The organism is Helicobacter acinonychis (assembly GCF_900461455.1).
GTDB lineage: Bacteria > Campylobacterota > Campylobacteria > Campylobacterales > Helicobacteraceae > Helicobacter > Helicobacter acinonychis.
This window is the reverse complement of record NZ_UGIA01000001.1, coordinates 699,564-720,295: the sequence shown is the minus strand read 5'-3', so window position 1 is coordinate 720,295 and position 20,732 is coordinate 699,564. Positions and strand designations below refer to the sequence as shown.

At 38.0% G+C, this 20,732-nt stretch carries 25 protein-coding genes and 1 pseudogene; 18 read left to right on the top strand and 8 right to left on the bottom strand.

What is annotated here, in order from left to right; translation table 11 throughout:
- The first annotated feature begins 1 nt into the window (after position 1).
- From DYI00_RS03385 to DYI00_RS03355, 7 genes are read left to right on the top strand one after another with little or no spacing between them, the layout of a single operon-like run.
- Positions 2 to 733: a GTP cyclohydrolase I gene (locus DYI00_RS03385; RefSeq protein WP_011577909.1), complete on the top strand. Its 732-nt coding sequence runs from the start codon at positions 2 to 4 to the stop codon at positions 731 to 733.
- A gap of 9 nt (positions 734 to 742) precedes the next feature.
- The gene (locus DYI00_RS03380) at positions 743 to 1,507 is read left to right on the top strand and encodes a zinc ribbon domain-containing protein (RefSeq protein ID WP_104709323.1); all 765 of its coding nucleotides are present in this window, start codon (positions 743 to 745) and stop codon (positions 1,505 to 1,507) included.
- The gene (gene waaA, locus DYI00_RS03375) at positions 1,508 to 2,689 is read left to right on the top strand and encodes a lipid IV(A) 3-deoxy-D-manno-octulosonic acid transferase (RefSeq protein ID WP_104709322.1); all 1,182 of its coding nucleotides are present in this window, start codon (positions 1,508 to 1,510) and stop codon (positions 2,687 to 2,689) included. It abuts the gene before it with no gap.
- Between the two features lie 17 nt (positions 2,690 to 2,706).
- A complete protein-coding gene (locus tag DYI00_RS03370; protein WP_011577906.1) occupies positions 2,707 to 3,435 on the top strand; it encodes an RluA family pseudouridine synthase in 729 nt (242 codons plus the stop codon).
- Positions 3,436 to 3,443: 8 nt separating this feature from the next.
- Positions 3,444 to 4,295, top strand: a complete 852-nt coding sequence (gene lgt / locus DYI00_RS03365) for a prolipoprotein diacylglyceryl transferase (RefSeq protein ID WP_011577905.1) — start codon at positions 3,444 to 3,446, stop codon at positions 4,293 to 4,295.
- Entirely contained in the window at positions 4,295 to 4,927 is a 633-nt protein-coding gene (locus DYI00_RS03360) for an NAD(P)H-dependent oxidoreductase (protein WP_011577904.1), read from the top strand. The genes lgt and DYI00_RS03360 overlap by 1 nt, the downstream gene beginning before the upstream one ends.
- 57 nt (positions 4,928 to 4,984) lie before the next feature.
- Complete coding sequence (locus DYI00_RS03355; RefSeq protein WP_011577903.1) at positions 4,985 to 5,551, top strand: hypothetical protein; 567 nt, start codon at positions 4,985 to 4,987, stop codon at positions 5,549 to 5,551.
- A 1-nt stretch (position 5,552) separates the two neighbouring features.
- On the opposite strand, the gene DYI00_RS03350 is transcribed toward DYI00_RS03355, so the two are convergent.
- Both DYI00_RS03350 and recO read right to left on the bottom strand, forming a co-directional pair.
- On the bottom strand, positions 5,553 to 6,209 hold the full coding sequence (locus tag DYI00_RS03350; protein ID WP_011577902.1) for a CinA family protein: 657 nt from the start codon (positions 6,207 to 6,209) through the stop codon (positions 5,553 to 5,555).
- 10 nt (positions 6,210 to 6,219) lie between these two features.
- A complete protein-coding gene (gene recO / locus DYI00_RS03345) occupies positions 6,220 to 6,834 on the bottom strand; it encodes a recombination protein RecO (RefSeq protein WP_011577901.1) in 615 nt (204 codons plus the stop codon).
- A gap of 83 nt (positions 6,835 to 6,917) precedes the next feature.
- Between recO and accD the strand changes: the two genes are divergently transcribed.
- The 9 genes from accD to DYI00_RS03300 all read left to right on the top strand — a co-directional run bounded on the left by accD (position 6,918) and on the right by DYI00_RS03300 (position 13,824).
- Positions 6,918 to 7,787 (top strand): acetyl-CoA carboxylase, carboxyltransferase subunit beta, encoded by an 870-nt coding sequence (gene accD, locus DYI00_RS03340; RefSeq protein ID WP_011577900.1) that lies wholly within the window; start codon positions 6,918 to 6,920, stop codon positions 7,785 to 7,787.
- A gap of 13 nt (positions 7,788 to 7,800) precedes the next feature.
- Positions 7,801 to 8,253, top strand: a complete 453-nt coding sequence (gene rlmH / locus DYI00_RS03335) for a 23S rRNA (pseudouridine(1915)-N(3))-methyltransferase RlmH (RefSeq protein WP_011577899.1) — start codon at positions 7,801 to 7,803, stop codon at positions 8,251 to 8,253.
- Positions 8,254 to 8,262: 9 nt separating this feature from the next.
- The gene (locus DYI00_RS03330) at positions 8,263 to 9,276 is read left to right on the top strand and encodes a LapA family protein (protein WP_011577898.1); all 1,014 of its coding nucleotides are present in this window, start codon (positions 8,263 to 8,265) and stop codon (positions 9,274 to 9,276) included.
- 127 nt (positions 9,277 to 9,403) lie between these two features.
- Positions 9,404 to 9,958 (top strand): YceI family protein, encoded by a 555-nt coding sequence (locus DYI00_RS03325; protein ID WP_011577897.1) that lies wholly within the window; start codon positions 9,404 to 9,406, stop codon positions 9,956 to 9,958.
- 9 nt (positions 9,959 to 9,967) lie between these two features.
- Entirely contained in the window at positions 9,968 to 11,260 is a 1,293-nt protein-coding gene (gene hemL / locus DYI00_RS03320; protein WP_104709320.1) for a glutamate-1-semialdehyde 2,1-aminomutase, read from the top strand.
- 4 nt (positions 11,261 to 11,264) lie between these two features.
- Positions 11,265 to 11,525, top strand: a complete 261-nt coding sequence (locus tag DYI00_RS03315) for an AtpZ/AtpI family protein (RefSeq protein ID WP_011577895.1) — start codon at positions 11,265 to 11,267, stop codon at positions 11,523 to 11,525.
- A gap of 12 nt (positions 11,526 to 11,537) precedes the next feature.
- Complete coding sequence (locus DYI00_RS03310; protein WP_011577894.1) at positions 11,538 to 11,930, top strand: hypothetical protein; 393 nt, start codon at positions 11,538 to 11,540, stop codon at positions 11,928 to 11,930.
- A gap of 109 nt (positions 11,931 to 12,039) precedes the next feature.
- Positions 12,040 to 12,930: a carbon-nitrogen hydrolase family protein gene (locus tag DYI00_RS03305; RefSeq protein WP_041600203.1), complete on the top strand. Its 891-nt coding sequence runs from the start codon at positions 12,040 to 12,042 to the stop codon at positions 12,928 to 12,930.
- 12 nt (positions 12,931 to 12,942) lie between these two features.
- Positions 12,943 to 13,824: a polysaccharide deacetylase family protein gene (locus DYI00_RS03300; RefSeq protein ID WP_104687555.1), complete on the top strand. Its 882-nt coding sequence runs from the start codon at positions 12,943 to 12,945 to the stop codon at positions 13,822 to 13,824.
- 40 nt (positions 13,825 to 13,864) lie between these two features.
- Here the strand turns inward: DYI00_RS03300 and DYI00_RS03295 are convergent, their stop codons facing one another.
- Together DYI00_RS03295 and DYI00_RS03290 are read right to left on the bottom strand one after the other, a co-directional pair.
- Positions 13,865 to 14,557, bottom strand: coding sequence for a hypothetical protein (locus DYI00_RS03295; protein WP_011577891.1), 693 nt, complete (start codon positions 14,555 to 14,557; stop codon positions 13,865 to 13,867).
- On the bottom strand, positions 14,554 to 15,678 hold the full coding sequence (locus tag DYI00_RS03290) for a DNA-methyltransferase (protein WP_011577890.1): 1,125 nt from the start codon (positions 15,676 to 15,678) through the stop codon (positions 14,554 to 14,556). Before DYI00_RS03290 ends, DYI00_RS03295 begins: the two co-directional genes overlap by 4 nt.
- A gap of 163 nt (positions 15,679 to 15,841) precedes the next feature.
- Here DYI00_RS03290 and DYI00_RS03285 point away from each other — a divergent pair, with 163 nt between their 5' ends.
- Entirely contained in the window at positions 15,842 to 16,204 is a 363-nt protein-coding gene (locus DYI00_RS03285; RefSeq protein WP_104709319.1) for a hypothetical protein, read from the top strand.
- On the top strand, positions 16,204 to 17,181 hold the full coding sequence (locus DYI00_RS03280) for a CobW family GTP-binding protein (RefSeq protein ID WP_104709318.1): 978 nt from the start codon (positions 16,204 to 16,206) through the stop codon (positions 17,179 to 17,181). Before DYI00_RS03285 ends, DYI00_RS03280 begins: the two co-directional genes overlap by 1 nt.
- A 189-nt stretch (positions 17,182 to 17,370) precedes the next feature.
- Here the strand turns inward: DYI00_RS03280 and DYI00_RS03275 are convergent, their stop codons facing one another.
- From DYI00_RS03275 to DYI00_RS08895, 4 genes and pseudogenes are all read right to left on the bottom strand, one after another.
- On the bottom strand, positions 17,371 to 18,516 hold the full coding sequence (locus DYI00_RS03275) for a YbfB/YjiJ family MFS transporter (RefSeq protein WP_104687552.1): 1,146 nt from the start codon (positions 18,514 to 18,516) through the stop codon (positions 17,371 to 17,373).
- A gap of 256 nt (positions 18,517 to 18,772) precedes the next feature.
- Positions 18,773 to 19,282: pseudogene (locus tag DYI00_RS08905) on the bottom strand (outer membrane protein); the annotation flags it as partial.
- Between the two features lie 445 nt (positions 19,283 to 19,727).
- Complete coding sequence (locus tag DYI00_RS08900; RefSeq protein ID WP_411697125.1) at positions 19,728 to 19,862, bottom strand: hypothetical protein; 135 nt, start codon at positions 19,860 to 19,862, stop codon at positions 19,728 to 19,730.
- Entirely contained in the window at positions 19,859 to 20,296 is a 438-nt protein-coding gene (locus DYI00_RS08895; RefSeq protein WP_104709354.1) for a SabA family sialic acid-binding adhesin, read from the bottom strand. The genes DYI00_RS08900 and DYI00_RS08895 overlap by 4 nt, the downstream gene beginning before the upstream one ends.
- Between the last annotated feature and the right edge of the window lie 436 nt (positions 20,297 to 20,732).

Genomic DNA, 20,732 nt, shown 5'->3' with positions numbered 1-20,732 from the left:
AATGGCGTTAGTCAAAGAAGTGTTGGAAGTTTTAGGGTGTGTTTCGCCTTTTGAACTTCAGGAATCATGGGATAATAGCGGGCTGAATTTAGGGAGTGAAAATAATGAATTTAGCCGCATTATCGCATGTTTAGAAATCACGCTTAACATCGCTCTAAACGCCCAAGAAAACGCTTTAATCATCACGCACCACCCCTTAATTTTCAAGCCCTTAAAAATGCTAGATTATGAGACTTATCCGAGTAACATTTTAAAAATCTTGATCCAAAAAAATATTTCAGTCATTAGCATGCACACCAATTTTGACAAAACGCATTTAAACAAGTATTTTGCCCACACGCTTTTAGGGTTTGATGATTTGATAGAAAAAGGTCTTATGTTAATGAAAGAAGATGTTAATATAGAATTTGATGCGTTGGTAGAAAAAATTAAATCTTCTTTGGGGGTGGAAAAATTAGCGTGCACTAAAGGCTCTGAAATCATTAAAAATTTAGCGTTTGTGTGTGGGGCGGGAGCGTCCATGTTTTATTCTTTAAAGGTGCAAACTTGTTTAATTACAGGCGATGTGAAATACCATGAAGCTATGATCGCTCAATCTTTAGGCATAAGCTTGATTGACGCCACGCATTATTATAGCGAGAGAGGGTTTGCACTCATTGTGGCTGAAATTTTGCATTCTTTTGATTATTTGGTTACAATAGAAAGCTTTAAAAACCCCTTGCAAATCATTTAAAGGAAAGCTATGAACACCCATCTCAAACAATTGATTGAAATTTCGCATTTGGATAAAGAAATTGACTCTTTAGAGCCATTGATTAGAGAAAAACGAAAAGACTTAGACAAGGCATTGAATGATAAAGAAGCCAAGAATAAAGAAGCCTTGAATTTAGAAGAAGAAAAATTAGCCCTAAAATTACAAGTTTCTAAAAACGAGCAAACCTTACAAGACACCAACGCTAAAATCGCTAATATCCAAAAGAAAATGAGCGAGATCAAATCTGAAAGGGAATTGCGTTCTTTAAACATTGAAGAAGACATTGCTAAAGAGCGCTCCAATCAAGCCAATAAAGAAATTGAAAACTTGCAAAATGAAATCAAGCATAAAAGCGAAAAACAAGAGAGTTTGAAAAAAGAAATGTTAGAGCTTGAAAAATTAGTGCTTGAATTAGAAAGCTTAGTAGAAAACGAGGTGAAAAACATCAAAGAAACCCAACAAATCATCTTTAAAAAGAAAGAAGAATTAGTGGAAAAAACCGAGCCTAAAATCTATAGCTTTTATGAAAGGATTAGAAGATGGGCAAAAAACACTAGCATTGTGACAATCAAAAAACAGGCTTGTGGGGGTTGTTTTATCCGCTTGAATGACAAGATTTATACTGAAGTGCTAACGAGTGGGGATATTATCACTTGTCCGTATTGTGGGCGTATTTTATACATTGAGGGTGCGTATGAAAACAGCACTCAACTTCCAAAAGAAAGCCAAAAAGAAAGCCAAGAATCAGTTTGATTGTTTAAGTTTTTCTATCTTTTATGTTTGACTTTAGGGCATCTTGTGGGTGTGCCTTTCATCTTTTTTTGGAGTTTTAAAGAAAAATACCGCCATTCTTTAAAGGCTCGTTTTTTTTTAAAAGACAATCTTTTAAAAAGCGAGCCGGTTTTTTGGTTCCATGCATGCTCTTATGGGGAAGTCAAATCATTAGAGCCAATCATTCAAGCTTTAAAAGAGCCGATTTTAATTAGCGTTACCACTAATACCGGTTTTCAATTAGCCGTTCAAACTTATCAGCATTCCAAACATATAGAAGTGCATTATCTGCCTTTTGAAACTTTATTATTTGCATGGAAAAAAAACTTAAAACGCTTAAAAACTTTAGTGGTTACAGAAGCAGAGTTGTGGTTTAATGTGTTTGATAGCGCTCAAAAATTAGGGGCAAAAACCATGCTCATTAACGCTCGCATCAGCGTTCGCTCTTACCCTAAATACCAGCGTTTTTCGTTTTTTTATGTGCTTTTATTCAAACGCATTGATTTGATTTTAGCGCAAAGCAAGGATGATAAAAAACGACTATTGAATTTAGGGGCTAAAAAAGTGGTGGATTTTTTGAATATCAAGCGTTTTTCAAAGCCTGTGATCACTTCGTTTTACCCCAAAAACCCTAGCGTTTTAAATGTTATCTTAGCCAGCACGCATGAGGGTGAAGAAGAGTTAGGATTAAAAGCGTTTTTGGAATTTAAAAAGACTTTTAAAAACGCAAGACTGATCGTCGTGCCGCGCCACCCAGAGCGTTTTAAAAGCGTGCAAAATTTATTGCAAGATGCTTTAAAAACGACACCTTTTAGTTTGGAATGCTTTTCTTTAAAGGGTTTTGTAGAATGCGATATTTTGTTGGTGGATAGCTTGGGGGAATTGAATAACTTTTATGCGATCGCTGATGTGGTGATCTTAGGGGGTTCGTTTGTCAAAATGGGGGGGCATAACCCTTTAGAGCCGGCGTTTTTTAACACGCGCTTGATCACAGGGGAATATCTTTTCAACCAAGTAGCGTTGTTTGAATTGGTTAAACCTTATAAAATCGTTCAAAAAGAGAATCTTTTAGACGCTCTTTTGGATTATGAAAATTTGGGCGTGGTGCGTTTTTTAGAAAATGGGCATGATTTAAACGAATTGCTCGCATTCATTAAAGGATAATATTAAAAAGGATAAATATGGAAAAAGCTTATAAATTATTGAGCGTTCAAGAAAACATTTCGCACAAAAAAGCTAAAGCTTTGATTGATTTGGGGTTAGTGAGCATAGGGGGAAAAAAATTGAGCGTTGCTAGAAAGGAATTACCCCAAAACATGCACTTTAATGTCCAAAAAATTGAAAAGCCCAGCGTGATTTTTGAGGATGAAAACATTCTAGCCCTTTTTAAACCCCCTTTTATAGAGAGCTATGATTTAGTTTCTTTTTTCAAGGATTGGACGCTGTTGCACCGCTTGGATAAAGAGACAAGTGGGGTGATTCTATTGGTGAAAGAAAATTCAGAATTCCACTTGAAAGCTAAAAAGGCTTTTAAAGAAAGGGCTGTTAAAAAAGAATATTTAGCACTCGTTCAAGGGATTGTAGGAGAAGAGAAAGAAATCAACGCCCCCATTCTTACCATCAAAACCACTAAAGCGTTTAGCAAGATCTCTAAAAAAGGGCAAGAAGCGATCACAATAATCACGCCCTTAAAAATCATCAATAAAAAAACCCTTTTAAAAGTGGAAATCAAAACCGGAAGAACCCACCAAATTAGAGTCCATTTAAAGCATATCAACCACCCCATTATGGGCGATACGCTCTATAATAATGAGCCAAGTTCAGCCAAACGCTTGATGCTCCATGCACATAAAATTGCGTTATTGGGGTATGAATTTGAAGCAATCGCTCCTAAAGAATTTGAATTTTAAGGATTATCATGAACGCTTGGAATACGATTTATGAGCGCTTTAACCCCATCGCTTTTAGTCTTGGTAGTATTGAAGTGCATTGGTATGGTTTGGCGTATGCGTGCGCGATTGTGATCGCATTTTACATGGCGTTAAGAATGATCCAAAAAGATCCCAAACGATTCCCAGTTGCAAGAAAGGATTTTGAAAGCTATTTTTTATGGGCGGAGCTTGGCATTGTGTTAGGGGCAAGGATAGGATACATTCTTATTTATGAGCCTAATTCTAGTTATTATTTGACGCATTTTTGGCAAATCTTTAACCCTTTTGATAGTCATGGGAATTTTATTGGTATTCGTGGGATGAGCTATCATGGGGGGTTGGTGGGGTTTTTGATCGCTTCATATCTTTATAATCGCAAGGATTTGAAAAAGCTTTTAATTTATTTGGATTTGATTGCGATTAGCCTGCCTTTAGGGTATGTTTTTGGGAGGATTGGGAATTTTTTAAACCAGGAGCTTGTAGGAAGGATTGTCCCTAAAGATAGCCATTTAGGGCAAATGATAGGCATTGTGGTGGATCATGAATTGCGTTATCCTAGCCAATTGATTGAAGCGTTTTTAGAGGGGGTTATTGTGTTTTTAATGGTAATGTGGGCTAAAAAACACACCAAAACGCATGGGTTGCTCATCGTGGTTTATGGCTTGGGGTATTCCTTGATGCGCTTTATTGCGGAATTTTATAGAGAGCCGGACAGCCAATTAGGGGTTTATTTTTTGAATTTGAGCATGGGGCAAATTTTGAGCCTGTTTATGGTAATTGTTTCTTTAGGGATTTTATTGTATGCTACAAAAAATTCTAAAAAAATAAAGGAAAATTAATGAAGTTTTTGAATCAAGAAAAACGGAAACAATTATTAAACGAGCGCCATTCTTGCAAAATGTTTGATAAACATTACACATTTTCTAGCGAAGAATTAGAAGAAATCGCTGAGATCGCTAGACTATCGCCAAGCTCTTACAACACACAGCCATGGCATTTTGTGATGGTTACTAACAAAGATTTAAAAAATCAAATTGCAGCACACAGCTATTTTAATAAAGACATGATTGAAAGTGCTTCAGCGTTGGTGGTGGTGTGCTCTTTAAAACCTGTTGAATTATTGCCTAACGGTCATTACATGCAAAACCTTTATGATGAGCCTTATAGATCTCGGACGCTTCTCTCTTTTGCTCAAATGCTTGATTTAAGGTTTAATCACAGCATGCAAAAACTAGAAAGCTATATTTTGGAGCAATGCTATATTGCAGTGGGGCAAATTTGTTTGGGCGTGAGCTTGATGGGATTGGATAGTTGCATTATTGGGGGTTTTGATGCGTTAAAAGTGGGGGAGGTTTTGAGTCAGCGTATCAATGATCCCAAAATCGCATGCTTGATTGCATTGGGTAAGAGGGTGAAAGAAGCGAGTCAAAAATCACGAAAACCCAAAAATCATGCAATCACTTGGCTATAATTTTAGGCAAATCATAAGTTTTTTAGCTACAATCACAAAAAATTAAGGGGTGGTATTTTGTTAAAGAGAATTATATTAAGCGTTACTTTAGGGGTATTTTTAGGCGTTTCGTTGAACGCTAAAGGCTTGTTAAGAGACGATGAGATCTTAGTCTCTGATTTAAAGGGCATGCGATCACAATTGTCTGACGCACCTGCTTGGGTTTTTGAAGACCCTAAGGTCCCTTATGAAGAAATGGGCGTGGCGTATATCCCTGTCAATAACAAGTATTTAGGGATTGAGCAGGCGACCTTAAACGCTAAATTGAACCTTATCGTGGATTTTAATGAAATCATGGTAAGGTATAGAAAACGCTTTGCAGAGCAATTCCATGAGAGCGATGAAGCGGTTAGGAATATCAACTATGCTCTTTATAATTACCTAGCGACTAAGATTCAAGTGTCTGACACTTACACGAATTTAAAAGCTCAAGTGGCTGTGGTGAAAATCAAGCTAGAGGGTTGCCAGATTGAGCAAATCAAAAGGTATTTGAAAGCGAGCGTTGAAAACCTTAACGATAATGAAATCGCTTATATCACTAAAGTGGTTCAAAAAGAGCTTGGTCATGTTTGTGTATTAAGGTAGTTTATAAAATCCTAGTGAGCATGTTTAGAGCATGCTCTACGCTTTTATTTTGGATACTCTCTCTATCGCCTTCAAAAAAACAACGATCAATCAGAGCGTGAGATCCTAATCTTTGCACACCGATATAGATTGTGCCTACCGGATTAGCCTTGCTCCCCCCATTGGGGCCAGCCACCCCACTGATCGCAAGCGCTAGATCCACTTTAAAGTTTAAAAACACGCCGGATAGCATTTCTTTCACGCATTCTTCACTATAAACCCCAAAGACTTTTAAAGTTGTGGCATTGACCTTTAATAATTCGCGCTTGACTTCTTCATTGTAACACACAACGCCCCCCATAAAAACCGCTGAAGCCCCACTAATGGAAGTGAATGCATGCGATAATAACCCCCCAGAGCAACTTTCAGCCACTGCGATTTTTAAATTTAAAGATCTCAAGCGCTCTATTAAAGCGTTTGTACTCTTTTTATTGTCGTCTAATTCCACAATGTTAGAGTTAAAAAGCGTTTTAAGATAAACCCTTGCTCGCTCTACATTTTCGCCTTCTAATTCAATACAATCTTCTTTGACTTGAGAAAAAAGTTTCAATCGCTTCAATTCCTTTTCAATCAAAATAAAACCGCTCTCATTATCCATATTCAAAAATTTAAATTTCATTTTCAACCTTTTAAAACCCTAAATTAAGCGTGTACCACAATTCTTCCACTTCTTCTATTTCTAAAAAAATCGTGCTTTGAGTGCGAAAAAAAGCTTGGATTTTTTCTAAATCCAAGCTTTTAGCTTTCAAACAAGAGGGGTGCGCTAAAATAAACCCTTGCGCTAAAGCGACAGAATTTTCTAATTTCTTGCCGCATAAAAAACAAGAATTTTGACTTTGCAAGCGCCCTTCAAAATTCAAAAGCACCGCATACATTTCTAAAATCACTCTTAAGGGGTGCTGTTTAGAGAGTTTGTTAGCTCCATCATCTAAAGTGTCAAAATAAATGCTATCCAAAGAATGCACGCCCTCTAAATGCTTGAATAATAAAAAACAAAAGCGTTGCCAAAAAAACAAGCACTCCATTTCTCTTTCCCAAATATAGCCTAAATGCAAAATATTCCTTAGTTTGGGTAAAAACTTATCATCGTTTTCTTCTTCAAAATCAATCTTACGCCCCACATTCAGCACGCTGTGGCGTTTGCCATAGAAACGATAGAGGGTTTTGAGTTGGTTTTTAGTCAAAACGCACACGATTAAATCTTCATCTCTTATGCTTTGTATTTGTAAAAGAAACCCTTGCATCACTACTCTTAAGCTAATTTTGTTTTATTATAAGCAAAACTTGGATACAATCACTAAGTAAAACTGCAAAATTAAGGAAAAACATGGGATTTGCAGATTTCTTTAAAAACTTTAAGATAAATAAATTGCGAGAAGTACCGAGTAAGAACGAACAACCAAGCCATTGGGTGAAATGCCCTAAATGTTATGCGTTAATGTATTATAAAGAAGTGTTTGGCAAGCATAATGTGTGCTTGAAATGCCATTACCATTTCCGCATGAGTGCGACTGAAAGGATTGATCTTTTATGCGATGTGGGGAGTTTTCAAGAGTGCGACAAGTATTTATGGCCTAATGACCCTTTAAATTTTATTGATAAAGAAAGCTACAAGCAACGCATTAAAAAATACGAAAAAAGGACTAACCGCCCAAGCTCCGTGATCAGCGGTGAGGCTAAAATCAACCGCATGCCTTTACAGATCGTGGTGTTTGATTTTAGCTTTATGGGGGGGAGTTTAGGCTCTGTGGAGGGCGAAAAGATTGTAAGAGCGATCAATCGTGCGGTCACTAAAAAAGAAGCGTTATTGATTGTTTCAGCGAGTGGGGGGGCTAGGATGCAAGAATCCACTTATTCGCTTATGCAAATGGCTAAAACGAGTGCGGCTTTGAATAGGTTAAGTGAGGCTAAGCTCCCTTTTATTTCGCTTTTAAGCGATCCCACTTATGGGGGCGTTAGTGCATCTTTTGCTTTTTTAGGGGATTTAATCATCGCAGAGCCAGGGGCGATGATAGGTTTTGCAGGGCCTAGGGTGATTAAGCAAACTATAGGGGCGGATTTGCCTGAGGGCTTTCAAACAGCGGAATTTTTACTAGAGCATGGCTTGATTGATATGATTGTGCACAGAAAGGATTTGAAGAAAACTTTGAGCGATTTAATCGCTATGATGATGCATAAGACTTCAAAGGTTTTTTAGAGTTTTAAGATTGATGCGTTGTGTGGTGTATTCTATCGCTAAAAGTTCGCCTTTAGAATTGGTGAAAATTTATCAAAAGCAATGCAAACAATTTGGTTGCGAGTTGGAATTAGTGGATTTATTCCCTAAAAACATAGCCAACGCTCAAAAAATTTCTAAAGAACTCGCTCAAAAAAGCTACTCTCTAGCCTTTGAGCCGTATTTAAACCCTAAAGCAATAAATATTGCCTTACACCCTAAAGCTGAGAGAGGCGATAGCTTTGCGTTTAGTAAAATGTTAGAAAATTATCTCAATATTAATTTCTTTATCGCTGGAGCGTATGGCTTTGAAGAAAAATTTTTAAAAGATTGTCAAGCTTGGAGTTTGAGCGAGATGACTTTTAGCCATGAAGTGGCTAAGATTGTTTTATGCGAGCAAATTTATAGGGCTTTAAGCATTATTTTTAGGCATCCATACCATAAATAGGAGGTGCACATGCGTTTTTACATTATCTTTGCATTTTTGTTTATTGTGGGTTTTGGCGTGTTTGTTTATAGTATTGATCCGCAAGCTTATGCTTTCAATTTAGGGAGTTATAGTTTTAACCTTCCCATAGCGGTATGGCTTATGGGTGTTTTGGGCATGTTCGCTTTTTTTTCATGGGTTTTTTTATTCAAACACAATATTAGCCAAAAAATCCGCCTATACCATGAAAAAAGGGATTTTGACAAATTGCTCAAACAAATTCTATCCCAAGACACTCAAAAGACTTTTTTAAAAACGAAATTTAAAAGCGATCTTGCTAAAAACCTTTCTCAAATCTTAGCCCGCTATGATTTAAAAGCTGATTTAAACACGCCAAATAGTGGGTGCGAAAAAGTGGATAACCTTTTTAAGCATTACCACAATATAGAAAACAACACCCTTGAGCCTAAAGATCACACCAAGCACTCTTTAGCTTATGAGCATGCTTATTTTTCTAAACGCTTGAAAGCTTTCATTGATAACGATTTAAAAAACGCCTTTGAGGTTTTAACAAACGAGCAAATCCCTTTAGACTTGCGCCGCTATGCATTCATAGAAATCGCTCAAAAAGGGGATAAAAAAGAGATTTTAAAGGCTTTGAAGACGATGCAAGATGACTTGAATAAAGAATGCGTGAAATCTTTTCTAAAAGCCTTTTTTGAAAAATCCTTAAACACAGATACTTTAAAGATTTCAGAGCTTTGCAAAAAGGTGGGTTATGATAAGAATGATTATTTAAAGCTCGCGCAAAAAGCGCAAAAATTCCTTGTCCCAGATAAATGGTTCCAGTTTTTTGAGATTTTAAGCCAAGAAGACGACAAGGCTCAAAAAGCTTTTTTGTTTGTGTTATTAGAATTAGAAATGAATGATCTAGCTAAAGAGCATCTAGAGATCTTGCCTTTTGAAGATTACATGCTTTTAAACGCTTATATGGATTTGAAAAAAGAATCTAAAAAAGCCTATAAATTAGAAGCGTTTTTGTAAAGGCTTTGTTTATTTTCTTTAAAAAAGTGTTAATCATGGATAAAAAGAGTGATTTTAAGGGTAAGCTTGCCTAAATTACACTAAAATAACAAGCGTTTTAACTTACTCCACGATAAAAGGATAATGAATGAAAAAAATGGTTTTGGGATCGCTTTTGTTAGCGGGGCTTTTGCAGGCGGTGAGTTTGGATCTCACTTCGGCTAAAACGACATGGACAGCCTTTAAAAATAAGTCTAAAGCACCGGTGAGTGGGACTTTTGATCACATCACTTACAAATTAGGCAAATCGCAAAGCAGTTTAAAAACCCTTTTAGAGGGGGCGAATGCGAGCATGGATGGCTTGAAAGTCAATTTGGGTGATGAATTGAAAAATAAGAATGTCCAAGAGGCTTTTTTCGCTCTTTTTAAAAGTACTCAGATTAAAGTCACTTTTAGAAATGTTGTAGAGGGCGATCATCTAGGTTCGCTCACCGCTTATGTGAGGATGAATGAAAAGTTGGTGAAAGTGCCTATGCAATACACCATCACAGACAATAAGCTCGTGATTAAAGGGGTGCTAGACATTTTGAATTTTGGCTTGAAAAACGAATTAGCGAGCTTAGCCAAACGATGCGAGAGTTTTCATGAGAGCTTGACCTGGTCGCAAGTGGAGATCCAATTTGAAAGCATGATCAAGGGATAATTTAAAATCATGGAGTTGTTGCATAGTATCAATGATTTTAATGAAGCCAAACAGGTGATCGTTGGGGGGGTCAATTCGCCTGTGAGGGCGTTTAAGAGTGTTAAAGGCACTCCGCCTTTTATCTTAAAGGGTAAGGGGGCGTATCTTTATGATGTGGATAACAACCATTATATAGATTTTGTGCAAAGTTGGGGACCTTTGATTTTTGGGCATGCTGATGAGGAGATTGAAGAAAATATCATTAAAGCGTTAAAAAAAGGCACTTCTTTTGGTGCTCCCACAGAGTTGGAAACCACTTTAGCTAAAGAAATCATTTCTTGTTATGATGGCTTAGATAAGGTGCGTTTAGTCAATAGCGGCACGGAAGCGACGATGAGTGCGATACGGCTCGCTAGAGCTTATAGCCAAAAAGACGATTTGATTAAGTTTGAAGGGTGCTACCATGGGCATAGCGATTCTTTGTTAGTGAAAGCGGGTAGTGGGTGCACTACTTTTGGCTCTCCTTCTTCTTTAGGCGTGCCGAGCGATTTTAGCAAGCACACTCTAGTGGCTCGTTATAACGATTTAAACTCTGTTCAAGAATGCTTTCAAAAAGGCAATGTGGGTTGTGTCATCATTGAACCCATTGCAGGAAATATGGGGCTAGTGCCAGCCCAAAAAGAGTTTTTGGTGGGGTTAAAAGCCTTGTGTGAAAAATACCAAGCGGTGCTAATCTTAGATGAAGTGATGAGCGGTTTTAGGGCGAGTTTGAGCGGTTCGCAAGAATTTTATGGCGTTGTGCCGGATTTAGTAACCTTTGGTAAGGTGATAGGTGCAGGGCTTCCTTTGGCGTGTTTTGGGGGGCGTGCGGAAATTATGGACTTGCTTTCGCCCATTGGGGGGGTGTATCAAGCCGGTACTTTAAGCGGTAACCCTTTGGCGGTGTGTGCGGGATTGAGCACGTTGTATAAAATCAAAAGAGACAAAACGCTTTATTCTCGCTTGAACGCTTTAGCCATTCGTTTGACTCAAGGTCTAAAAAAGAGTGCAAAATCTTACAACATCGCTTTACAAACGCTTAATAGAGGGGGTATGTTTGGCTTTTTCTTTAACGAAAATGCGGTGTGCGATTTTGATGATGCTTTAAAAAGCAATACAGAAATGTTTGCGAAATTCCATCAAAAAATGCTCTTTAAAGGCGTGTATTTGGCATGTTCAAGCTTTGAAACCGGCTTTATTTGTGAGCCTATGACTGAAGAGATGATTGATTTGGTGATCGTAAAAGCGAATGAGAGTTTTGATGAAATCATAAAGGGCGTGTGAATTTTTGAAAAAGCCAAAATACTACAAGTTTATAGAGGGGGCGAATTATTTGAGCTTGGGGCTTTCTATGGTTGTAGCGATCCTTATAGGTGTGGCTATAGGCTATGGGCTTGAAAAGCTCACTCGCATTTCGTGGCTTTTTTGGCTTGGGGTTGTCTGGGGCGTGTTAGCGAGCTTTCTCAATGTCTATAAAGCTTATAAAAACATGCAAAAAGACTATGAAGAATTAGCTAAAGACCCTAAATACACGCATAAAACTAAATAAATCAAAAAGCCTATGTGTCAAATCAAATGCCTGTTTATTTTGTTTGCTATTAATATAATTAGTGCGATCATTGTTTGTTTTTTTAAAGAATTTCATGGGGTTTTGAATTTTGAAGGGGGGTTTTTAGGGTTTTTTATCGTGGCGTTGTCTTCGTATTGTGGCGTTAAAAAGCGTTTGGATTTAAGAAAACAAAATTCAGAAAAAGAAGAAAAGCAAAAATTCCAAAAATTCGCCCTGGGTTTGGAAATGTCTTTCAATGTGTGGCGTTTAGGAGGGTATGGGGTTTTACTAGGCATTTTAGGAACGCTTCTAGCGTTTAATCTTTTTAATGGACTATTTTTTCTTATAGGCGTGTTTGTGAGTTCGCTCTCTAGTGCGTTATTACGATTTTTAAAAAATAGGTAAGTTTATCGCTGTTTTGATAAGTTTTGACACGAACTCATATTGATTTTAACCCCTTTAACCCTCTTTTAATTCCTCTTCTTATAGAATAAAACAAAAATGGGAGTGGATTTTGAAAGAACAGGACTCAGCCAAAATACCAAGAATCCTAAAAACCGCTGTGATTCAAATGCAATCCAAACCCTGCACTTTGAATGAAAACTTGCAACTAGCCCTTGATCTAGCCAAAGAAGCCCACAATAAAGGTGCAAATCTCATTGTCTTGCCTGAACTTTTTGATAGCGGATATTGCGTGAATGATAAAGATAGTGGATTAGGGATAGATTTTAAAGCCATAAAACATGGCGAGAAAACGCTAAAAAACGAGACTTTAAGAGCGTTAAGCGATTTTGCAAAGTCTAGTAAAGTGCATGTGGTGGCATGCAGTATTGAAAAAAATAATAGAAAACTTTATGACAGTGCTTATATCGTTTCACCAGAAGGTAAAATCGTTGGTAAACACCGTAAGATCTATTTGTGGGGCGATGAAAAATCGCACTTCAAAAGGGGCAAAAAATACGAAATTTTCACGCTTGATTTTGGGGATTTTAGTGCGAAAGTGGGTTTGCAAATTTGCTATGAAATCGGCTTTGGCGTGGGCGCGAACATTTTAGCGTTACAGGGGGCGGAGGTTTTAATCTATCCTAGTGCATTTGGAAGAGCTAGGGCTTATAATTGGGATTTATTGAGCAAAGCTAGAGCGTTAGAAAATGGCTGTTTTGTGTGTGCATGCAATCATAGTGGGGAAGAAACGAACCCTAAATTAAAACAAACGCTAGAGTTTGCGGGAGATTCACGCATCATCGCACCCAATGGAAAAATCATCGTGCAAGCTACTAAACCCAACGAAGTCATTATCGCCGATCTTGATTTAAACGAGGTCGCATCGCAACGCCAAAAAATCCCTTATTTACAAGATTTTGACACCAAACTCACTAAAAAGGGGTTTGGAAAACTCACTTAACAAGGAGTGGTTATGGCAAAAGAAATTTTAGTGGCTTATGGCGTGGATATTGATGCGGTGGCTGGTTGGCTAGGGAGCTATGGTGGGGAGGATTCGCCTGATGATATTTCGCGTGGGCTTTTTGCAGGGGAAGTGGGGATTCCACGGCTTTTAAAATTGTTTCAAAAATACCACCTTCCGGCGACTTGGTTTGCACCTGGGCATTCTATTGAGACTTTTCTAGAGCAAATGAAAATGATCGTAGATGCTGGGCATGAAGTGGGTGCGCATGGGTATTCGCATGAAAACCCTATCGCTATGACGGCCAAGCAAGAAGAAGATGTCTTGTTAAAAAGCGTTGAATTGATTAAAAATCTCACCAGCAAAGCCCCCACAGGCTATGTGGCACCGTGGTGGGAATTTTCTAATATCACTAATGAATTGCTTTTAAAACACGGCTTCAAATACGACCACTCGCTCATGCACAATGATTTCACGCCCTATTTCGTGCGCGTGGGGGATAGTTGGAGTAAGATTGATTATAGTTTGGAAGCCAAGGATTGGATGAAGCCTTTAATTCGTGGGGTTGAAACAGATTTAGTGGAAATCCCTGCGAATTGGTATTTGGACGATTTACCGCCGATGATGTTTATCAAAAAATCCCCCAATAGCTTTGGTTTTGTAAGCCCACACGATATAGGGCAAATGTGGATCGATCAATTTGATTGGGTTTATCGTGAAATGGATTATGCGGTATTTAGCATGACGATCCACCCTGATGTGAGTGGGCGTCCGCAAGTGTTGCTCATGCATGAAAAAATCATTGAACATATCAATAAGCATGAGGGCGTGCGTTGGGTAACATTCAATGAAATCGCTGATGATTTCTTGAAACGAAACCCTAGAAAAAAGTAACGATTGAATCGCATTGGTGCAATGCAATTTGCACCAATTGCTACAAATAAACTTTCAATTCATTTTCCATTAGTTTTATTGTTTTCTTTAAAACTTCTTCTTCTAAAGGTTTGAAATTTTTATGTATGGGTTTATTTATGTCTCTTTCGCCTTTTAGCAAAGTTACTATATTTAGATCTACATTTTCAAAATAGCTCATTATAGAATGCGTGGTTTTTGATCCAAATATGGTTTCTGGTAAGGCCGAATAATCGCCACCTAATTGGCTTTCTAGTTGGAACAAATAACAAGATATATTTGGATATAGAGTCTTAAGTAGATGAAAATCTACTAGGATTCGCTTTAGCATAGCGTTTTCTGTATATGCTTTACATTCTATTCCTATAACAAATTGATTATCCACAAATATATGCTTGTCAACGCTCAATCCGTAATGATAATCCATTTTATGCTTCAATATATATGCCCTTACTTGTTTGTCTGCTATGCTTTCTATGTAGCTATCTTTGATGGGAATTTTTATTTTATTAGAATTTATTTCAAGCCTATTAGCTTTACCACCAATATTTTGCCATGCTATTTTTACAATCTCTTCGCTGATATGTTCTTGCAATTTGCTTTTAACGCTTCTTATAACTCCGCCATACGCCCTACTATCTTGATTCCGAGCGTCTTTATCAATCACTTTAACCACAACACTATAATCTTGTATAATATCTTTTATAGAACTCAAATTATATCTCTCACATTAAATAAATCTGTTGCTTCTTTTAACCTTGCTTTTGCTACTTCACAATATTTCTCGCTAATGTCTATACCTATAAATCTGCGCCCTAATTGTTTGGCGACTTTTGTGGTCGTCCCTGCACCATTAAACGGATCGAGTATAATATCATTTTGATAGGAAAATAGTTTTAAACACCGTTTTACTAATTCTTCTGGGAACATTGCATCATGCCCATATTGCTTCATGTTGCGTTCTGGTGCAAAATTCCACTTGCCATAAACCCACTTTTTAAATTCATCATCGGTTATATCAATGTTGTTTTTATCGCCCTCTTTTTTTAGATTATTTTTGCAAAAGATTTCTATAAACTCCCACGAATATTTTAAATATGGGGCAGCAGGGCTTTTCCAGCTTCCCCAAGTGCAGTATTTGCAATTGTAGTTATTCTTTTCCCATAAAATTTCGCCTTTCCAAATGAGCCCACTATCTATAAAAGATTTGCTTATAAAATGGTGCGTAGGGATATAATCGCTAAACATAGGTTGGATATTGACAATGATTCGCCCTCCACTTTTAAGCACACGAATGCACTCTGTAAAAATGGCAAAAAGTGTGTTGAAATACTCTTGCCAAAGATTTGCATCCTGCGTTGCGTTGTAATTGATGCCAAAGTTGTAAGGCGGTGAAGTTAGCACTATATCTATGCAATTATTTGGGAGCTTTTTTAAAAACTCCAAGCTATCCGCACAATAGATTTGATTAAGATAGCTTTGAATTTCATTAGTCTCTTTGCTAAACTCTTTTTTGTAAGTTTCGTAAGCCAATCTTGTTTTTGTATTTTGTTTTTTATGGGCGACTTTTTTGGCTTTGTTGAAGCTCTTAAATACGATTTTGCCATTTTGACTAGAAAACGAGCGGATCTTATATAATTCCTCTAATGTCTTTTGAATCAGCGTGTTTGGTGCAGTCAATTCAAGCTTTTTTAAATCCACAATGTCAAAATAAAGCGTGATATTTGAAGTACTGACAACCGATTCAATACCGCAGGATTGCAACAACGAAAGCGCGTCTGTTATCTCATTTGGCGCGTAAATATTTTCTAGCGTAAGAGTTCTATAATCCTGCATCAAATTCCCCATAATAAAAAAGTGCAATTATAATCAATATCATACTTAACTACAAATTTTTTGCACTTTGTGTTATGTTTCCTCACCTAATCTGTAATTGTCTGTGAGAAAGCTTTGGATTTTCAGTAGAATTGTAGCATGATTTAGTTTTTGGAGGTTGAAAATGTGCGTTTTGTGTGGGGAGCTTATTAACTCTTTTCATTGGACCGATGCGAACGATGGGAGTAGTGGGAGTTTGAGAGTGCAAAATGCACTTATTAGTGCTAATGAAAACGTCAGAGAACGCAAAAGAGCGAGGCTCAAATGGGTGGGATTGCTCAATAAAGTCTTGGCGTTTTATGGGCTAAAAATCCATGATTGGCAAGGCACTAAATTGATGCTGTGCGATCAAAAAGGGCAAAGCGTGATTGTCAATGATCTAGGCGATTTGTGGGATAAAGCGCAAAATTTAGCCAAAAAAGAGATGGACGCCTTAGATTCTAATCTATTGGCGTTTTTAAACCACTATACAAACACCATTTACTAATGCCAAAAATCCCTATCACGCTCATCACAGGTTTTTTAGGGAGCGGTAAAACGAGTTTTTTAAGCGAATATTTAAATCAATTTAACCACCAAGGCGTAGCTTTAATTATCAATGAAATCGGTCAAGCCGCCTTGGATCAACGTATTTTAAGCGTGCATTATTGCGATGAAAAAATGCTTTATCTTAACGCAGGGTGTGTGTGTTGTAACAAACGCTTAGATTTAGTGGAGTCTCTAAAAGATACGATCAATCTTTATGAATCACGCGGCGAAATTTTAAGGCGTATCATCATTGAAACCACCGGCTTAGCCAACCCAACACCGATTTTATGGATGATTTTGAGCGACACCTTTTTAGGGGCACATTTTGAAGTTCAAAGCGTGATCGTTTGCGTGGATGCATTGAACGCTAAAATGCACCTAACAAACAACGAAGCTAAAGAGCAAATCATTTTTGCTGATAGCGTTTTATTGACCAAAACGGACTTACAAAACGATAGTGCGGCTTTAGCAAAATTAAGAGAACAAATACAAGCCATCAACCCTAGCACGGAAATTTTTGACAAGAAAAATATAGAGAAAAGCATAGATTATGAAAATCTTTTCTCGCACGAAAAAGGGGAGCGAAAATTTGTGCTGCCAACACTAAAAAATCCGCACTCGCAAGGCTTTGAGACTTTAAGCATGAGTTTTGAAGAGGCGATGGAATGGAGCGCGTTTGGGATTTGGCTGAGTTTGTTATTGTATAAATACGGCACACAGATTTTACGCATAAAGGGGATTATTGACATTGGGGAGGATTTTTTAGTGAGCATTAACGGCGTGATGCATGCAATTTATCCGCCCAAACACATTTTAAAGGATACTAGCGGCTCCACTCTCGTTTTTATCACACGCCATTTAGAGCGTGAAAAAATCTTAAATTCCTTAAAGGGTTTTAAAAATTTGCTTGGTATCAAGGGTTTTGAAACGCAATAATTTTTAATTTTATTAAAATGTAAAAAATGCTTTTATAATTTTTAAAATAAATATATAAAAGAGTTTGAAAGTAATATTTTCTTAAGGTGATCTTGTGGGGGTTGTAGGAGAGGGTTTTTCAAAATACCCCTATCCCCTTATGGGTTTTATAAAAAATAAAATCTAAAAAATTTAAAAATCCTATTTTTGCTATTTGTTTATAGTTGTTTGCATTTTAATAGGGAAAAGCACGATAAAGCTTAAAACCAAACACACCCCACAAATAGCAAAAATCAAAAGATAGCCCAAATCCCCTAAAAATATCGTAAAAAGATACGAAAAAAGCGCTTGGAAAATCCCAAAAGAAAACACCACCCAAGAAGAGGCTTTAGCAAAATGTTGTGTGCCTGCGATCTTTAAAGCCATCATGCTAAATAAGTTGATATTAGCGGTTGTGGCCGCTCCCATTACAAAGATGCTTAAATTGAGTAAAGAAATTTGGTGGAAAAAAATGGGTAAAAAACATGCGATGGATTTTAAAATAAGGATAAAAATATTGGCATTTTTAGCCCCTAGCTTTTGAGCCATCGGACCACTGATTAAAGAGCCAAGCGTAGCGCCAAAGCCAAAAAACGCCCATGAAGTTCCAGCGATAGTGGGAGAGATATTTAAATGACGGATCAAATAATCCACCCAAAAAAGCGTGTGGGGTAAAAAACCAATCGCATTGAGAGCACAAGAAATAAGCAGTAACCACAAATGCAAAGAGATTTTAAGCCTGCTCTCTTCTTTTTTAACGGACTTGTTTTTTAAAGAATGGTTTTTTAAGCCTACCAAGGAAAGGATAAAGGCTATCAAACAACTGCCCCCTAAAAAAATCCACGCCCATTTGATATTATAAGAGCTAATGATTGGCAAAATAAAGCCGCTAAAAACAGCACCAATGCCTACGGCACTAAAAATAAACCCCCCCACTGAAGCTCTTTTATTTTCCTTAACATAGGGTAGAGAGAGGGGGGCGACTAAAATCATTAAAGCACTGCTAGCTACACCGGCGATAAAACGCCAGATCCAAAGCCAAAAGAAAGGGATACTATCAAAATAACAAACTAAAAAACTCAAAGCAATCAAACAAAAACTGATTTTAGCGATGCTTTCTAATGATATTAATGGGCTTAAAAATTGGATTAAAAAACTTCCAAAAACATAGCCCATCAACACCGCAATGCCTAGTTGGAAGCTTTGGTTTGGGGTCAAGCTCCCTGATAGAATGAGTAGGGGGATTAAGACCACATAGCCAAAACGAGCCAAACCGTTAGACACAAAAACCCCTAAAAAGCAAACAAACACGCGCATTTTTATCCTTTATGAGATCTCAAACAATATTATAATTATATGGTTTTTTGAATTTTCTGCGTCGTTTGATTTTAGTGTTATTGCCTATAATACAAGCGGTGGGATTAAAAATGAGAAAAAGTTAAAAACTTTATGAGTGAAAAAAGTTAAAAAATAAGTGAAAAGTCAGCAGTGAAAACTAAACCCCCCAACAAGAGGGGCTAAAAGGGAGCTTAAATCAATACGCAAACACATAATTCAATAGATGCTTTAAAGCCTAGCGGTATTGCAATGGAGTGCCTTATAAAGAATAGTGGCTCGTGTTGATCGCGGGGATTTTCACGCCCAGTTCAATGCCATGTTGTGTTGCATGATCGCTTTTTCCTTATTTTTGGCGGGATTCACCCTCAAGCCCGAGTTGGATAAAAACGGAAAATCCGCCGCATCCACTTGGCGTTATAGAAATGGTTAAAAGCCGCTGAATGCATGGATTGAGCGTTAAGCCATGGAGCGCTAGCTATTGCGATACCGCAAAAGAAATCTTGTTGTTTTGAGTGGCTTTATCGTTGGTAAAGTTATAGAGTGCACCCGCTCCCACCCCATAAGGGAAAACATCAGAAGCGGGATTGAAAAAACTAAACTTGATATAAGCGTGGTTATCGTCTAAAAAGCCATAATCCCTTGCACCCCAAGTTTTCTTTCCGCCAAAGAATTGTTTGTAACCCGCTTGCACGCCAATCAAATGCATCGCGCCGTTATGGGTTTGAGAGACGAAGGGGTTATGACCCTATTCTCTCGTGATGTTTTGCAATTGAGTGGAAGCGTTCAAATCAGGCGTGTCATTGGTTTTGCTTGCCGCTAAATCAGATAAAGAATTGGGGAAATTAGGGAGCGCTTTAGGGGTGGCTTGATAGCCGTTCCCCAGTTTAGTGCATTCACTGCTGAAGCCCGCTGAAGTGCAGGCGAGTTTTTGTGCATGATTGATTCGCTCGGCTTGGTTACCAAAACAAGCGAGGCTGTTTTTGAGATGCGTGATGGCCTCTTCCCCATACGTGCAAAGCCTGCCTCCTAGGTGTTAGAAGCCGTCTCTCTTGGATTGGTGCCCTATGAGCACCGCCTTCCTTGATAGCGCACGCCTAAAGAGTCCGCTACGAAGTTTTTAGGGAATTTGTCAAAGTTTTTCACCACTTGCTCGGCTTGGCTTAAAATCCGTGCTTGGCTTTGCGCGTTTTTTAATAGCGTTTGAGCGAAAGCTGTATTGGCGTTGGTGTAGGGGTTGTCATTGGCTGGCGCATTTTGGGCTTGGTGTTCAAAGCGTTTTTAATGCAATTCGTTTCCGTTACGACTTTTTGAGCGCGGCTGATCATGTTTTAGACAGCAGTGAAATAAGCGCCAAAAATCTTGTGCATGTTATTGCTATTTCCTGAAATGCCCCATGGAGAGCCATTACCTGGATGATTACCGCTTTGCGGGCGCGCATACGGGCAAGTGTCTTGGAGTGCTCTAACCATCGCGCTCGCCTGTTTTTTGAAGCCGCTTGGATGATTTGACAGGCTTCATTGAGTTTCTTAAAATTCTCAATGCTCATGGATTTGTCTTTTCCTATGGCTTCATACCGGTTGCATTGAACAGCCGCGCTTTCTTGTCTTGGCTGGTCTTCAAAATTCATGTTACTAGACCCACTACCATTCCCCTTTCTGCACATTACCGCATAGCCTATCCCATTCCACAACCCCACCGCTGCATGGAGCGCTAAAAGCGCCGCTTGATATGCAAGAGAATTGGTTTTTTCATCTGGCAAACTCCTAGCGCTTGAGCCTAAATTGCCCCTTGCACTTATTGATGGCGTTTGGGCTGTTGGGCTGATTGATAAGGTTGTTTAAGGGTGAAACCGAGCAGCTAGGTTGTTTAAATTTCCATAAGCGTCAGAGGGTTTTTGTAACCCACCGGTGCTTTTAACGCTTTGCGTGGCCCCACCGATTTGATAGCTTGCGCTTACAAAAAGCCGTTGCCTTCAGCGTTTAAGAGCGATGAAGAGAGAGTAAGAAAGTCTTTTTCATTGGTTTTGCTTTTGGTTGGATTGATTTTGAAGTTTGATGCATAGAACATGCATTCGTGCGGTTTATAGTATAAAAGCGTTTTTTTTGAATTTTTGAAAAAATTCTTTCATTACCTTTTTGTGTTACTTTTGAATGTTACTGAAACGATGATCAAATCTTATTTTAAACTCATTTTCT

What these genes read in the sequence shown, in the direction of transcription:
- DYI00_RS03330 (WP_011577898.1), top strand. Translation starts at nt 8,263, where the DNA reads ATGCGTTTTTACATTATCTTTGCATTTTTGTTTATTGTGGGTTTTGGC.
- hemL (WP_104709320.1), top strand. Translation starts at nt 9,968, where the DNA reads ATGGAGTTGTTGCATAGTATCAATGATTTTAATGAAGCCAAACAGGTG.
- recO (WP_011577901.1), bottom strand. Translation starts at nt 6,834, where the DNA reads ATGCAAGGGTTTCTTTTACAAATACAAAGCATAAGAGATGAAGATTTA.
- DYI00_RS03275 (WP_104687552.1), bottom strand. Translation starts at nt 18,516, where the DNA reads ATGCGCGTGTTTGTTTGCTTTTTAGGGGTTTTTGTGTCTAACGGTTTG.
- DYI00_RS03280 (WP_104709318.1), top strand. Translation starts at nt 16,204, where the DNA reads ATGCCAAAAATCCCTATCACGCTCATCACAGGTTTTTTAGGGAGCGGT.
- DYI00_RS03290 (WP_011577890.1), bottom strand. Translation starts at nt 15,678, where the DNA reads ATGCAGGATTATAGAACTCTTACGCTAGAAAATATTTACGCGCCAAAT.
- DYI00_RS03310 (WP_011577894.1), top strand. Translation starts at nt 11,538, where the DNA reads ATGTGTCAAATCAAATGCCTGTTTATTTTGTTTGCTATTAATATAATT.
- DYI00_RS03325 (WP_011577897.1), top strand. Translation starts at nt 9,404, where the DNA reads ATGAAAAAAATGGTTTTGGGATCGCTTTTGTTAGCGGGGCTTTTGCAG.
- DYI00_RS03285 (WP_104709319.1), top strand. Translation starts at nt 15,842, where the DNA reads ATGTGCGTTTTGTGTGGGGAGCTTATTAACTCTTTTCATTGGACCGAT.
- lgt (WP_011577905.1), top strand. Translation starts at nt 3,444, where the DNA reads ATGAACGCTTGGAATACGATTTATGAGCGCTTTAACCCCATCGCTTTT.
- DYI00_RS03360 (WP_011577904.1), top strand. Translation starts at nt 4,295, where the DNA reads ATGAAGTTTTTGAATCAAGAAAAACGGAAACAATTATTAAACGAGCGC.
- DYI00_RS03385 (WP_011577909.1), top strand. Translation starts at nt 2, where the DNA reads ATGGCGTTAGTCAAAGAAGTGTTGGAAGTTTTAGGGTGTGTTTCGCCT.
- rlmH (WP_011577899.1), top strand. Translation starts at nt 7,801, where the DNA reads ATGCGTTGTGTGGTGTATTCTATCGCTAAAAGTTCGCCTTTAGAATTG.
- DYI00_RS03370 (WP_011577906.1), top strand. Translation starts at nt 2,707, where the DNA reads ATGGAAAAAGCTTATAAATTATTGAGCGTTCAAGAAAACATTTCGCAC.
- DYI00_RS03350 (WP_011577902.1), bottom strand. Translation starts at nt 6,209, where the DNA reads ATGAAATTTAAATTTTTGAATATGGATAATGAGAGCGGTTTTATTTTG.
- DYI00_RS03380 (WP_104709323.1), top strand. Translation starts at nt 743, where the DNA reads ATGAACACCCATCTCAAACAATTGATTGAAATTTCGCATTTGGATAAA.
- accD (WP_011577900.1), top strand. Translation starts at nt 6,918, where the DNA reads ATGGGATTTGCAGATTTCTTTAAAAACTTTAAGATAAATAAATTGCGA.
- DYI00_RS03300 (WP_104687555.1), top strand. Translation starts at nt 12,943, where the DNA reads ATGGCAAAAGAAATTTTAGTGGCTTATGGCGTGGATATTGATGCGGTG.
- DYI00_RS08900 (WP_411697125.1), bottom strand. Translation starts at nt 19,862, where the DNA reads ATGATCAGCCGCGCTCAAAAAGTCGTAACGGAAACGAATTGCATTAAA.